This window comes from Flavobacterium mekongense, from assembly GCF_047038255.1.
GTDB classification, from domain to species: Bacteria; Bacteroidota; Bacteroidia; order Flavobacteriales; family Flavobacteriaceae; genus Flavobacterium; species Flavobacterium mekongense.
In genome coordinates, this window is the sequence record NZ_CP174374.1 from 1,348,687 (window position 1) to 1,362,705 (window position 14,019).

The 14,019-nt window shown below is 38.4% G+C and carries 11 protein-coding genes; 10 read left to right on the plus strand and 1 reads right to left on the minus strand.

Going from position 1 to position 14,019, the window contains the following annotated elements:
* Positions 1 to 39: 39 nt before the first annotated feature.
* From guaA to yidC, 6 genes are all read left to right on the plus strand, one after another.
* Positions 40 to 1,569: a glutamine-hydrolyzing GMP synthase gene (gene guaA / locus ACJG85_RS05740; protein WP_409676951.1), complete on the plus strand. Its 1,530-nt coding sequence runs from the start codon at positions 40 to 42 to the stop codon at positions 1,567 to 1,569.
* 95 nt (positions 1,570 to 1,664) lie between these two features.
* Positions 1,665 to 3,692 carry a LysM peptidoglycan-binding domain-containing protein gene (locus ACJG85_RS05745; protein WP_412477123.1) on the plus strand — a complete coding sequence of 676 codons (2,028 nt, stop codon included), beginning with the start codon at positions 1,665 to 1,667 and terminating at the stop codon, positions 3,690 to 3,692.
* Complete coding sequence (locus ACJG85_RS05750; protein ID WP_409676955.1) at positions 3,692 to 4,096, plus strand: OsmC family protein; 405 nt, start codon at positions 3,692 to 3,694, stop codon at positions 4,094 to 4,096. The genes ACJG85_RS05745 and ACJG85_RS05750 overlap by 1 nt, the downstream gene beginning before the upstream one ends.
* Before the next feature lie 2 nt (positions 4,097 to 4,098).
* Positions 4,099 to 4,335, plus strand: a complete 237-nt coding sequence (locus ACJG85_RS05755; protein WP_412477124.1) for a DUF3820 family protein — start codon at positions 4,099 to 4,101, stop codon at positions 4,333 to 4,335.
* Between the two features lie 132 nt (positions 4,336 to 4,467).
* Positions 4,468 to 6,078 (plus strand): CTP synthase, encoded by a 1,611-nt coding sequence (locus ACJG85_RS05760; protein WP_412477125.1) that lies wholly within the window; start codon positions 4,468 to 4,470, stop codon positions 6,076 to 6,078.
* Between the two features lie 47 nt (positions 6,079 to 6,125).
* Positions 6,126 to 8,021, plus strand: coding sequence for a membrane protein insertase YidC (gene yidC, locus ACJG85_RS05765; protein ID WP_412477126.1), 1,896 nt, complete (start codon positions 6,126 to 6,128; stop codon positions 8,019 to 8,021).
* A 71-nt stretch (positions 8,022 to 8,092) separates the two neighbouring features.
* On the opposite strand, the gene ACJG85_RS05770 is transcribed toward yidC, so the two are convergent.
* Positions 8,093 to 9,079, minus strand: coding sequence for a fasciclin domain-containing protein (locus ACJG85_RS05770; protein ID WP_412477127.1), 987 nt, complete (start codon positions 9,077 to 9,079; stop codon positions 8,093 to 8,095).
* Positions 9,080 to 9,399: 320 nt separating this feature from the next.
* On the opposite strand from ACJG85_RS05770, the gene ACJG85_RS05775 reads away from it, so the two are divergent.
* The 4 genes from ACJG85_RS05775 to ACJG85_RS05790 are packed head-to-tail and all read left to right on the plus strand — an operon-like array spanning position 9,400 to position 13,939.
* Positions 9,400 to 10,104 carry a toxin-antitoxin system YwqK family antitoxin gene (locus ACJG85_RS05775; protein ID WP_412477128.1) on the plus strand — a complete coding sequence of 235 codons (705 nt, stop codon included), beginning with the start codon at positions 9,400 to 9,402 and terminating at the stop codon, positions 10,102 to 10,104.
* 37 nt (positions 10,105 to 10,141) lie between these two features.
* Positions 10,142 to 11,329, plus strand: a complete 1,188-nt coding sequence (mnmA, locus tag ACJG85_RS05780; RefSeq protein WP_409676967.1) for a tRNA 2-thiouridine(34) synthase MnmA — start codon at positions 10,142 to 10,144, stop codon at positions 11,327 to 11,329.
* A gap of 28 nt (positions 11,330 to 11,357) precedes the next feature.
* Positions 11,358 to 12,980 carry a S8 family serine peptidase gene (locus ACJG85_RS05785; protein ID WP_409676969.1) on the plus strand — a complete coding sequence of 541 codons (1,623 nt, stop codon included), beginning with the start codon at positions 11,358 to 11,360 and terminating at the stop codon, positions 12,978 to 12,980.
* A gap of 14 nt (positions 12,981 to 12,994) precedes the next feature.
* Positions 12,995 to 13,939 (plus strand): NAD(P)H-dependent flavin oxidoreductase, encoded by a 945-nt coding sequence (locus ACJG85_RS05790; protein ID WP_409676971.1) that lies wholly within the window; start codon positions 12,995 to 12,997, stop codon positions 13,937 to 13,939.
* The last annotated feature ends 80 nt before the right edge of the window (positions 13,940 to 14,019 follow it).

Below are 14,019 nucleotides of genomic sequence, written 5' to 3' on the forward strand. Positions count from 1 at the left end.
TCGATTTTTTATTTTCAACTGAGAGTACTACTTTTGCACATGCAACACAACGTACTTATTTTAGATTTCGGTTCGCAATACACACAACTTATTGCACGCCGCGTTCGCGAATTAAACATATTCTGCGAAATTTTTCCTTACAATCATTTTCCGGATGATTTATCGACCTACAAAGCAGTTATCCTTTCGGGTAGCCCTTATTCTGTGAGAGCTGAAGATGCTCCTCATCCTGATTTATCTCAAATCCGAGGCAAAATGCCTTTGTTAGCCGTGTGCTACGGAGCGCAGTATTTGGCGCATTTCAACGGTGGCGAAGTGGCGCCGAGTAACATACGCGAGTATGGTCGTGCCAATCTCTCTTTCATCAAAGATGATGAAGCGTTTTTTGACGAAATCGCTTTAAACAGTCAGGTTTGGATGAGTCACAGCGACACCATCAAACAATTGCCAACTAACGGTGTTTTATTGGCCAGTACCAAAGATGTAGCCAATGCAGCCTATCGCATTGAAGGGGAAAAAACCTATGCGATTCAATTCCATCCCGAAGTATACCATTCTACCGATGGAAAACAACTCTTAGAAAATTTCTTAGTCAAAATAGCGGAAGTACCGCAAAACTTTACGCCAAACGCTTTTGTAGAAGATTGCGTCAAAGAATTGCAAGACAAATTGCAAAACGACAAAGTAGTGCTTGGACTTTCAGGCGGTGTAGATTCTACCGTAGCAGCCGTTTTATTGAACAAAGCTATCGGTAAAAACTTGTACTGTATTTTTGTGAATAACGGCTTGTTGCGCAAAAACGAATTCGAAAACGTTTTGCACCAATACAAAGATATGGGCTTGAACGTAAAAGGCGTAGACGCTACTGATAGATTTATGGAAGCTTTAGCCGAAGTGGAAGACCCGGAAGCCAAACGCAAAGCCATTGGTCGTGTATTTATTGAAGTGTTTGACGATGAAGCCCATCGCATTGAAGACGTAAAATGGTTGGCGCAAGGCACAATTTACCCGGATGTCATCGAATCGGTTTCGGTAAAAGGACCAAGTGCAACCATTAAATCGCATCACAATGTAGGCGGTTTGCCCGATTATATGAAACTACAAATCGTTGAACCATTGCGCATGTTATTTAAAGATGAAGTACGTCGCGTAGGCAAAACATTAGGAATTGATGCCGAACTTTTAGGCAGACATCCTTTCCCGGGACCGGGCTTGTCTATTCGCATTTTAGGGGCGATTACGCCGGAGAAAGTCAGAATTTTGCAAGAAGTGGATGCTGTTTTTATCAACGGTTTAAAAGAGCACGGTTTGTATGATAAGGTTTGGCAAGCCGGAGCTATCTTGTTACCGGTCAATAGTGTGGGTGTAATGGGTGATGAGCGTACTTACGAAAAAGTAGTAGCGTTGAGAGCCGTAGAATCTACAGATGGAATGACCGCCGATTGGGTACATTTGCCATACGAATTCCTGATGAAAGTCTCTAATGAAATTATCAATAAAGTAAAAGGAGTGAACCGAGTGGTGTACGATATCAGCTCAAAACCACCGGCCACTATTGAATGGGAATAGTTTTTGCAAACTAAAAAAAGTTGACGAAAAAAGCCGCAATTCCGATGGCATTTGAAAAGATTTGTTAACTTTAACGTTAAATAAAGTAACTGTTTATGAAAAACCGAATTATTTTCTCAATGCTGTTTGTACTGAGTGTCACGTTCAATACGTCGGCCAAGCAGGATAAATATGTAAAACATACTGTAGCTCAAGGGGAAACAATTACGATGATTGCTCAAAAATATAAGGTTACACCTTACGATATTTATAAACTCAATCCCGATTCTCAAAAAGGGATTGAACTCAATAGTGTATTGTTAATCCCGCCTACAGTAGCCGAATCGACTTTTTCAGCAGAACCCAAACAAACTTCGCCAAAAGCAACGGGAAATCCAACCACTCATTTGGTGCAGCCAAAAGAAACTTTGTTCAGTTTGTCCAGACAATATGGAGTTACTGTAGAGGCTATAAAATCGGCTAATGCCGAGTTGTTAAAAGATGGTTTAAAAATCGGCCAAACCATTAAAATTCCTTCTTCCAGTGGTAATGTTCCAACAACTGTTGTTGCTGCGCCTGCAAAAGAAGTTGTCAAAGAAACACCAAAAGCTGTAGCGAAATCAGAACCTAAAACTGAGATAGCAAAAGGCAATACGACTTACCATATCATCGAACCCAAAGAAACCAAATACGGTATTTCAAAAAAATACGGTATGACCATACAAGAATTGGAGCGTTTGAATCCGGCCATTGTAAATGAGTTTCCGGTTGGGTTGAAATTGGTTGTTTCCGGAAATCCGGAAGCTAAACCGGTTGTTGAAACCAATAAAGTGAAAGAGGAAGTTCCAAAATCACCGGCTGTTAGTACAAAAAAATACTTGGAAGAATACGTGGTGCGTCCTAAAGAAACCATCTCCAGCATCGCCAATGATTACGGAATGACCGAGCAAGAATTAATAGCCTTGAATCCCGAGTTGAAAAAAGGGGTTAAGTTGGGTATGATTCTACGAGTTCCCAAAGGACAGCGCAAAGAACCCATCAAAAAAGAGCAAGGCAATTTACTGAAGAATATGAATACTAATGCGAGAAAACAACTCGCATTACTTTTACCCTTTAATATCAGCAAAATTGAAAGCGATACGGTAAATTCTACCCAAGCGCGGTTGAAGAAAGACAAGTTTCTCAACATGACCTTGGATTTTTACTCAGGCGCTTTAATGGCCATCGATTCTGCCAGAGTATTGGGGATGAATGTGGATATCAAAATTTTAGATTCTCAAGAAACTAAAAACACTTCAAATGTTGCTACTTTGGCAGCAGACCAAAAATTAAATACGATGGATGCTGTAATCGGCCCATTTTACCAAGCCAATGTAGAAAAATTAGCCGAAATTCTGGAGCCAACCAAAACACCGGTAATTTCTCCTTTATCTAAAGAGTCAGGAAAGAAGTTCAGTAACCTTTACCAATCGATGCCGTCGTTAGAGCAAATGCGTAGTGCGATTTTTGAGTATATGAATGCCAAAGGGGGAAATATTATGGCAGTGGTAGATCCTAAAAAAGGAAGTGTGAAGCAATATTTGCAGGAAAATCAAGCTGGCACAAGAATTATAGGGTTAACAACAAAGAGTACTTTTTCGGCCGATAGTTTAAAAGTTTGTTTGAAAAAAGACAAAATGAACTATGTTGTTTTGGCTTCTGAAAGTACCGGAATGATTTTGGCTGCCACCAATGCCATGTTGGCTGTTCAAAAAGAATATCAAGTACAATTGGTTATCATGGAACCTAATGAAACGCTCGATTTTGAAGAGATTTCATTGACCCGATTGACCAAGTTAAAATTGTTGTATCCTTCTTTAACCCGACCTAACGAAAGCGTGGAAGCCAATCAGTTTGATGCCAAATACAAAAAACTCAACAAGATTATTCCTAACGCTTTTGCCATTCGAGGATTCGATGTGACTTTTGATACTTTACTGCGTTTGTCTCAGGACAAATCTTTTGAAGAAACCATTCAGACCGATGATTCGGAGCAAATAGAAAGTAAATTCAATTATAACGCGAACAGTACTTATGGATATTCTAACTCCGGAATTTACATTTTGTACTACGACGCAGATTTATCCATCAAAGAAGCCTCATAATGCCTACTTCAAAAGTTACTTATTTGGGAGAATTAAGAACCTCTTCCATTCATTTACAATCCGGTAGTGAAATCATTTCTGATGCGCCTATCGATAACAACGGTAAAGGGGAAGCCTTTTCACCAACTGATACAGTAGCCAATGGCTTGGCGAGTTGTATGTTTACAGTTATGGGAATCAAAGCCCGAGAAATGGACATAGATTTTTCAGGTTCTACAGCTGAAGTAACTAAAGTTATGGCGGCTGAACCAAGGAGAATCTCGGAAATTCATGTGACTTTCAATATGAGTATAGAAGCCGACGAGAAGACCAAAACTATTTTAGAAAGAACGGCTTTGACTTGTCCGGTTCACTACAGTTTACATCCCGATATTAAACGAGAAATCGTGTTTAATTGGAAGTGATTTTGAACGACCAACAAAAACTCCTCATCAAACTCGCCCATACCAAAATGCCTTTCGGTAAATACGAAGGCTATTATCTTATTGACTTGCCGGAACATTATGTAGTTTGGTATTCCCAAAAAGGGTTTCCCAAAGGTACTTTAGGCGATCAATTGCAGTTGGTTTACGAGCTTAAACTAAATGGTTTGGAAATATTGGTGCGCAACATCAAAAAGCAGTATCCTAAGAACGATTACTAGAATGTTAGACGGCTAACTTATCGGAGGCTCTTTTTTCTAAAAATCTAACGAGCTAACAATCTAACAATCGAATTATAATTGTATTTTTGCCTCGTTTTTTAAGACAACAACAACACAACATACAACTTTACAATGAATCAAACCAAGTACATTTTTGTTACCGGCGGTGTGACTTCTTCTTTGGGAAAAGGAATCATCGCAGCTTCTTTGGCCAAACTACTGCAGGCCAGAGGATACCGAACTACTATCCAAAAATTTGACCCTTATATTAATGTTGACCCCGGAACTTTAAATCCCTACGAACACGGCGAATGTTTTGTAACCGATGACGGTGCTGAAACGGATTTAGACTTAGGACATTATGAGCGATTTTTAAATGTGCCGACTTCTCAAGCCAACAACGTAACCACCGGCAGGGTTTATCTTTCGGTAATTGAAAAGGAGAGAAGAGGAGAGTTTTTAGGAAAAACGGTTCAGGTTGTGCCACATATTACCAATGAAATCAAGGATCGTATGCAGTTGCTTGGTAAATCGGGTGACTACGATATTGTAATTACAGAAATTGGTGGTACAGTCGGAGATATTGAATCTTTGCCTTACATAGAATCAGTGCGTCAATTGGTTTGGGAATTGGGAGAAAGTAACAGTATAGTGGTGCATTTGACTTTAATTCCATACTTGGCTGCTGCAGGCGAATTGAAAACAAAGCCAACGCAGCACTCTGTTAAAACCTTAATGGAAAGCGGAATTCAAGCGGATATTTTGGTGTGCAGAACCGAACACGAATTGTCTGATGAATTGCGACAAAAACTAGCGTTATTCTGTAATGTTAAACGCGAAGCCGTAATCCAATCTATAGATGCTTCTACGATTTATGAAGTACCGAATTTAATGTTGGAGGAAGGATTGGACATCGTAGCTTTAAAGAAATTAAACTTGCCGAAAAAAGCTGCTCCGGATTTGAAAAACTGGAATACCTTTTTACACCGATTGAAACATCCGAAGCAAACTGTTAATGTAGGCTTGGTTGGAAAATACGTAGAGTTACAAGATTCCTATAAATCCATTTTAGAAGCTTTCATCCATGCCGGAGCCGCCAACCAAACGAAAGTAAATGTTATCAGTATTCACTCGGAATATTTGGATGAAACCAATGCTGCAAATCAGTTACAAGGTTTAGACGGAATTTTGGTAGCGCCCGGATTTGGTGGCAGAGGGATTGAAGGTAAGATTGAAACTGTTCGCTATGCCAGAGAAAATAACATCCCATTTTTTGGAATTTGTTTGGGAATGCAAATGGCCGTTATCGAGTATGCTCGAACCGTTTTGGGATTAAAAGATGCCAATTCTACTGAAATGAATGACGAAACCCAACATCCGGTTATCGCGTTGATGGAAGAACAGAAAAACATTACAGATAAAGGCGGAACTATGCGTTTAGGAGCCTGGAAATGCGATTTACTTGAAGGTAGTTTGGCGCATAAGATTTATGGAAAAAGTCAAATTCAAGAGCGTCATCGTCATCGTTACGAATACAATAATGAATACAGAAAACAATTGGAAGCTGCCGGATTATGTACTTCAGGGGTAAATCCTGATACCGGTTTGGTGGAAGTTGTTGAATTAAAAAACCATCCTTTTTTTATAGGAGTTCAATACCATCCGGAATATAAGAGTACAGTTGCCAATCCACACCCAATTTTTGTTAGCTTTGTGGCCGCAATGGTAAATCATAAAAAATAGCAAGTAAATAAGTTGTCTTTTTGCTTTGCTACACTAATAATTAAAAAATGGAACAAAAGAAATTTGATTTTAATTCGATTATCGGTTTTGCCTTAATCTTTATCATTATCCTTTGGATTATGTACAATAACCGTCAAGACGAAGTTAAGGAACAAGCCAAAGCCAAAACAGAAAAAGCAATACAAGACAAAGCTAAAAAAGAAGCTACTAAAGATGTAGCACAAACCATCACCGATACTACTGTGGGTGATTCGGTTAAAATTCAGAAGTTGCAAGGTAAATTAGGTAGTTTTGCTTATTCAGCCACTTTGCCTTCTGCTAAAGAAGCATTTACAACTCTGGAAAATGAATTTGTGGTTTTAAAAGTAGCCAATAAAGGAGGTTACATCGCAGAGGCTACGTTGAAAAGCTTTAAGAAGTTTGATAAAAATTCGAAAGAGCTGGTAGAGTTGATTAAGAATAACAATGCTTATTTCAACTTGCAGTTGCAAACCAAAGACAACAGAGTGCTCAATACCAAAGATTTATTCTTTGAGCCAACACTAACTACTGTCGACGGCAATCAAGTCTTGTCGATGAAGTTGAAAGCCAACGATAACGCTTTCTTAGAATACAAATATGTACTGAAGCCAAAAGACTATATGTTAGATTTTGACGTCCGTACCCAAGGTTTAAACACCGTATTGAATACATCTAAACCGGTCGATTTTCAATGGGATATGAAAACGTATCGCAACGAAAAAAGTATCTCATACGAAAATCGTTATGCTGAAATTGTATTCGAATACGAAGACGGAAAAGATGATTATGTAGGCCAAGGAAGAGATAAAGAAGAAACTCCTGATAAAGTAACTTACATCGCCTACAAGCAACATTTCTTTACTTCAATACTTTTAACCAAAACACCTTTTGAAAAGGCAAGTTTGAAGTCGCATGATTTAGTGCAAGATGAAGAAAAAGACACCATTTTTACCAAAGAATTCAAAACCACTTCTGCTTTAGCTTTCAACAATGGTGAGTTGGATTATAAAATGAATTGGTACTACGGACCGGCAGATTATACTTTGCTGAATAATTATGATAGGAATCTGGATGAGATTATTCCATTAGGTTGGGGGATTTTCGGTTGGATTAACAAATTTATTTTTGTGCCCTTGTTTGGCTTTTTGAGCTCTTTTATGGGATTGGGAATTGCTATCATCATCTTTACTATTCTAATTAAAATTGCCATGTCGCCTATTACTTTCAAGTCGTTCTTGTCGCAAGCCAAGATGAAAGTATTGCGTCCTGAGATTATGGAAATAGGAGAGAAGTTTAGCAAAGATCCGATGAAAAAGCAGCAAGAAACTATGAAATTATACAGCAAAGCCGGTGTTAATCCTATGGCTGGTTGTATTCCGGCTTTGATTCAGATTCCGTTTATGTATGCATCCTTCCAATTCTTCCCTTCGGCTATAGAATTGAGACAAAAAGGGTTTTTGTGGGCTGAAGATTTATCCTCTTTTGATGAAATCGTAAAATTGCCTTTCCGCATCCCGGTATATGGAGACCACATTAGCTTGTTCCCTATATTGGCTTCTATCGCCATTTTCTTCTACATGAAAATGACTTCCGGGGATCAAGCCATGGCACAACCACCACAAGATGGTATGCCTGATATGGGTAAGATTATGAAAATAATGATTTATTTATCCCCTGTAATGATGTTGTTGTTCTTTAATAACTATGGTTCAGGATTGAGTTTGTATAACTTCATTTCCAACTTAATTACTATCGGGATCATGTTGGTTATCAAGAAGTACTTTATCGACAGCGATAAAATTCACGCCCAAATTCAAGAAAACAAAGCTAAGCCTAAAACCGAAAGCAAGTTTCAAAGAAAGATGAGAGAAATGATGGAACAAGCTGAAGAACAAAAAAAGCTTCAAAACAAGAAGAAATAATTACTTCCAATTTAGTTGAAATAAAAAAGCGCAGTGAAAACTGCGCTTTTCTTTTACATAGCAATTTGTTGTTATAATGCAGGCTGTAGCACTCTGTTCACTCCGTGGATTACTCCGTTAGATGCTTGAATGTCAGCTTGGAAAACTCTTGATAAATTGTTGGCGGTATCACGAATGTCAACAGTGCCAGTTCCAAGTACTATAGTAACATTTTGAACCGGACTTGTGAACATAGGAACACTTTGATTATTCGACAATTGATTTGAACGAACATTTCCGGCTGTAGTCACATGGTACTGTAATACTTTAGTAACTTGTGTTGAGGTTGCTCCGTTGGCAAACCCGCCGGCTCCTAAAGCTGTTGTAAATGCTGCATTGTTAGGAGCAAAAAGAGTTGCAGGAGCTGATGCTGTAAGTCCGGATAAGGCCGATAAAACTGCTGCTTGTTCAGCGCTTGTTACCACTGTTTGTAAAGTGTCAAATTCCGGATTATCAACCACATGATCCACTAAAGTAGGAATTTGAATCACTCTGTTTACAATGTGAATTACACCATTACTGGCATCAACATCAGCAGTTGAGACTACAGCTCCTTTACTGTCAACTCCACCATTGATAGTTACGGTTGATCCTGATTTTTGTACAAACATGCTAATGGTTGGTGCGTTAGCTGCTGAACTGATTGGTGATAAAGTTGAAACATAGGTTGCTGCCGGAATATCAGTGCTTTTAATCTCAGAAGCAATTACATGGTTCAACAAAATGTTTTTTAATACATTCACGTCAACATTATCTACAGTTACACCAGAACCTAATGAACTGAAGAATGTTTGGAACGCTGCATTGGTTGGTGCAAATACGGTGAATTGTCCGCTACCATTTAAGGTTGCCGTTAATCCGGTACGGTTTAAAGCAGTAACTAATGTAGAAAAGTCGGCAGTGTCTGCTGCAATTTCTGCAATAGTTTGTTGTTGTGGTGTGTTGTTGTCATCGTCGCTGCAAGACAACATAGTCAAAGCAATACATGCCAGAGACATTTTTTTGATTAGATTTTTCATAATAATTTTTTGTTTAATGTTTCGGCTAAATTATGAAACATTGTTTAACAAAAAGAGCCAAAAGATAAACAAAACTTAAATTTATAAATACTTTAACAGTTTTGTTTTACTTTTTAAAAATGCTCTTTATTAGGGTGTTATCCCTTTTTGACTGGTGTTTTTCTCATTTATGAGTTTATATTTTTTTAGAAAAAGTTAAACAAATTGAGCTTATTTTTTTAAAATAAATTTAACAGTTACAGTTGTACGTAAAACTGTAGTTTTTCGTTTTGGTAATAAAGTATAAATTTGCACAGACTAATGTTCAAAAAATCACAACTATGAAGTATGTTTTTCTTTTATTGTTTTCAGGTTTTTATGCCTTAGCCCAAGACTATAACAAACTAGATGAAAACGGAAAAAAGCACGGTCTTTGGAAGGGTATCTATGAAGACTCCAAGCGACCGCGTTACGAAGGAACTTTTGAACATGGCAAAGAAATCGGTTTGTTCAAGTTTTTTGATGATACAAAAGCAGGAACAGTTATAGCCACTCGAGAATTCAATACTAAAGACAATTCTTGTTATACTATCTTCTACAATCAAAGAAACAATAAAGTCAGTGAAGGAAAAGTTGTGAATAAGCAATTTGATGGAGAATGGAAATATTATCATGAAAACTCTCCAGTGGTGATGACATTAGAATACTATGTTAATGGTAAGCTCAATGGAGTACGAAAAGTTTTTTACAAGAGTGGAGTTTTGGCTGAAGAAACTACCTATAAAGACGGAGTAAAAGAGGGGCCCTACAAAAGCTACACAGAAAACGGGATTGTCCTCGAAGAGAGTAATTATAAAAACGGTCTATATGATGGACAGGCTACTTTTAGAACCGTGGATAACCAATTGTCTGCCCAAGGCGTTTTTAAAAACGGCAAGAAAGTAGGTGTGTGGAAAATTATGGAAAAAGGCAAACTCAAAGATGTCAATATGGACAAGCAACGCCGTAAATTCCAAAAAAGAGTTAAACCTGTAGAAGAAAACTAAATATTAGCCTAATTTTGCAACAAATTTTTTGAATCACATGAAAAGAGTTGTTGTCGGATTATCGGGCGGAGTAGATTCCAGTGTTGCAGCCTATTTGTTAAAAGAGCAAGGTTACGAGGTAATCGGTCTTTTTATGAAGAATTGGCACGATGATTCTGTGACCATTTCAAACGAATGTCCTTGGTTAGAAGACAGCAATGATGCTCTTTTAGTAGCCGAAAAACTCGGTATTCCTTTTCAAACAGTAGATTTAAGCGAACAATACAAAGAAAAAATAGTCGACTATATGTTCAAAGAATACGAGCAAGGTCGTACACCAAACCCTGATGTATTGTGTAACCGAGAAATCAAGTTTGATGTTTTTATGAACATCGCATTGAGTCTTGGTGCCGATTACGTAGCCACCGGACATTACTGTCGCAAAGGCGAAATTGAAGTCGGAGGTCAGCCTGTATATCAATTGTTAGCCGGTAAAGACGGTAACAAAGACCAATCTTATTTTCTTTGTCAGTTATCACAAGAACAATTGGCCAAAGCGCTTTTTCCTATAGGTGAATTAACCAAACCTGAAGTGCGTGAAATTGCCATGCAATTGGATTTGGTCACAGCAGAGAAAAAAGATTCTCAAGGATTGTGTTTTATTGGTAAAGTACGTTTGCCGGAATTCCTGCAACAACAACTGCAACCTAAAGAAGGATTGATCTACGAAGTGGCGGCAGAGAGTCAGATTTACAAAGAAGAAACTCCGGTTTTCAAATCTTTGGAAGAACAATTAGAGCAAGAAGCAAAAGGCATTACTTATGTGCCGGAATTCGGAAAGATTGTTGGGAAACACCAAGGGGCTCATTATTTTACAATCGGACAAAGAAAAGGTTTAAATGTTGGCGGTACCAAAGAACCGTTATTCATCATAGCAACCGATGTTAAAAATAACGTCATCTACACCGGACAAGGACAAAATCATCCCGGTTTGTTTAAAAAAGTGCTCAAAGTGCAACAAGAAGAAGTGCATTGGGTGCGACCGGATTTGGCTTTGAAGAAGGGCGAATCTATGTCGGTTATGGCACGAATTCGCTACCGCCAAGCTTTACAAAAAGCAACCTTACATCAATTTGAAACCGGTTTATATGTAGCTTTTGACGAACCGCAATCGGCCATAACAGAAGGCCAGTTTGTAGCTTGGAATATTGGTGATGAATTAGTTGGATCGGGAGTAATTTCTTAAATTAGCACTTTACAAATTGTAGAGCGCTATGAAAAAAATCTATTTATTTGCTTTATTGATGCTCAACGCTGTTGGGTTTTCACAAGAAGATGCTTGGGTGTATTTCAATAATAAACCTAACGCGCAATATTACTTTGATAATCCTTTGGAAATGCTTTCGCAAAGAGCTTTAGACAGAAGGATGAATCAAAATATCGCCATTGACATTAAAGATGTGCCGATTCATCAGCCTTATGTGAATCAAATTGATGCTGCTTCGGGTATAGAGGTGAAAGCCAAATCCAAATGGATGAATGCTGTACACGTAAGAGGAAGTTTGGCCGATATCAATGCTTTAACTGCTATTGAATTTGTTGATCACATTGAGTTTGCCAACCGAAGCCTGAATATATCAGGCAGACACCAAGCAACCAATCGCGTCAACGCATCTAATAGCGTCAAAAAAACGCTTGATACTCAAATTACTTTTGCTTACGGCACTTCAGCCAATCAAGTACAAATGCTCAACACCCATGTTTTGCATCAACAAGATTTTACAGGTCAAGGAAAGCTAATTGCTGTCATGGATGCAGGATTTCCTAATGTCAACACGATTCAGCCCTTTCAGCGATTGAGAGACAATAACCAAATTCTTGGCGGTTATAATTTTGTCGGACAATCAACGGATTTCTATACTTCCAATTCGCATGGCACTATGGTGCTTTCTACTATGGGTGGTTATGTAGAGAATCAATTAATAGGAACGGCACCGGATGCAAAATACTATTTGTTTATTACTGAAGATGCAGCAGCTGAAAATCCGGTTGAGGAAAGCTATTGGGTTGAAGCCGCTGAGGTAGCCGATAGTTTAGGGGTTGATGTTATCAATACTTCCTTGGGTTATTTTGGTTACGATAATCCAAACTACAGTTACACTTATGCTGATATGGATGGTGTTACTTCATTTATTTCAAGAGGTACCAATGTCGCTTTCAGCAGAGGAATGATTTGTGTCTCGAGTGCCGGTAATTCCGGTTCAAGTCCTAATCCATACATAGCGGTGCCGGCAGATGCTCTTCACGGATTTGCCATCGGAGCGGTAAAGCCGGATGAAACCTATGCTGCATTTAGTTCTATAGGTCCTTCTTTCGATCAAAGAGTAAAACCCGATGTAATGGCGCAAGGGCAAAGTGCTTTGGTGTCGGGGATGACCGGTACTGTAGGAACAGCAAACGGAACTTCTTTTTCCGGACCGATTATGGCAGGAGCCATTGCCAGTTTTTGGCAAGCGATTCCATGGGCAACAAACCAGCAGGTGTTAGATTTTGTAAAGCAATCAGCCGATAGGTACAACAATCCAACTGCTCAGTTTGGGTATGGAATCCCCGATTTTCAGTTGGCTTTATCCTTAGCTCAACTTTCGGTTAATAACGAGATCTCAGGCAGATTTTTGGTTTACCCGAATCCTGCTTCAGCCTATTTAAAAGTTTCCTTTCCTAACAACTTTAGTACTGCTGCTTTAACAATATACAACGGTTTGGGTCAATTGGTCAAGGAGCAAAATATTGACAGAGATACTTCAGTCAATGTAGAAGATTTAGCCAAAGGAGTTTACAGTTATACTATCAAAAGCCATGAATTGGTGCAAACCGGGAAATTGGTAAAAAATTAAATTCTGTTTTATAAATGAATAAAATCACCCAACTTTTCAACATCAAATATCCAATTATTCAAGGTGGAATGATTTGGAACAGCGGTTACAAATTAGCCAGTGCAGTTAGTAATGCCGGAGGTTTAGGATTAATTGGTGCAGGGTCAATGTATCCGGAAGTGCTGCGAGAGCATATCAGAAAATGTAAAGTAGCTACCGATAAACCTTTTGGGGTGAATGTGCCGATGCTTTATCCTAATATAGAAGAGATAATTCAAATAATCATTGAAGAAGGGGTAAAGATTGTTTTTACTTCCGCAGGTAATCCGAAAACCTGGACCAGTCATTTAAAGGCCAATGGTATTACGGTTGTTCATGTAGTTAGCAGTTCAAAGTTTGCCTTAAAAGCACAAGAAGCTGGGGTTGATGCTGTGGTAGCAGAAGGTTTTGAAGCAGGAGGTCACAACGGAAGAGAAGAAACAACAACTTTAACCTTAATTCCTATGGTAAAAGAACAAATTTCAATTCCTTTGATTGCTGCCGGCGGTATTGCAACCGGTAGAGGTATGTTGGCAGCTATGGTTTTGGGGGCTGATGGGGTTCAGATGGGTTCCAGATTTGTAGCGTCCTTTGAGAGTTCTGCACATGAAAATTTCAAAAACACAGTTCTTTCCGTTAAAGAAGGGGATACTCAAGTAACCTTAAAAGAGTTGGCTCCCGTGAGATTGATTAAGAATAAATTTTATCAGGATTTACAGGATTTGTATGCCAAATGTCCTTCAGCAGAAGAATTAAAGACGCTTTTGGGTCGGGCCAGAGCAAAAAGAGGTATGTTTGAAGGTGATTTGATAGAAGGGGAATTGGAAATAGGACAAATAGCCGGTTTAATCCATGAAATAAAATCTGTAGAAGCTATTGTCAATGAGGTAATGGCTGAATTTAATGAGGTAAAGGATTCTTTAGTAAAGTCTTTGGTATAAAGAAATAATAATAGATTATTGGATTGTTGATAGGTTGGCTATATAGCTAAACTTATCAACAATTTTTGTTTTTTAGTATT

Excerpts from the sequence above, each read along its gene's own strand:
- ACJG85_RS05785 (WP_409676969.1), top strand. The coding sequence starts at position 11,358 with ATGAAAAAAATCTATTTATTTGCTTTATTGATGCTCAACGCTGTTGGG.
- mnmA (WP_409676967.1), top strand. The coding sequence starts at position 10,142 with ATGAAAAGAGTTGTTGTCGGATTATCGGGCGGAGTAGATTCCAGTGTT.
- yidC (WP_412477126.1), top strand. The coding sequence starts at position 6,126 with ATGGAACAAAAGAAATTTGATTTTAATTCGATTATCGGTTTTGCCTTA.
- ACJG85_RS05770 (WP_412477127.1), bottom strand. The coding sequence starts at position 9,079 with ATGAAAAATCTAATCAAAAAAATGTCTCTGGCATGTATTGCTTTGACT.
- guaA (WP_409676951.1), top strand. The coding sequence starts at position 40 with ATGCAACACAACGTACTTATTTTAGATTTCGGTTCGCAATACACACAA.
- ACJG85_RS05760 (WP_412477125.1), top strand. The coding sequence starts at position 4,468 with ATGAATCAAACCAAGTACATTTTTGTTACCGGCGGTGTGACTTCTTCT.
- ACJG85_RS05750 (WP_409676955.1), top strand. The coding sequence starts at position 3,692 with ATGCCTACTTCAAAAGTTACTTATTTGGGAGAATTAAGAACCTCTTCC.
- ACJG85_RS05745 (WP_412477123.1), top strand. The coding sequence starts at position 1,665 with ATGAAAAACCGAATTATTTTCTCAATGCTGTTTGTACTGAGTGTCACG.
- ACJG85_RS05790 (WP_409676971.1), top strand. The coding sequence starts at position 12,995 with ATGAATAAAATCACCCAACTTTTCAACATCAAATATCCAATTATTCAA.
- ACJG85_RS05775 (WP_412477128.1), top strand. The coding sequence starts at position 9,400 with ATGAAGTATGTTTTTCTTTTATTGTTTTCAGGTTTTTATGCCTTAGCC.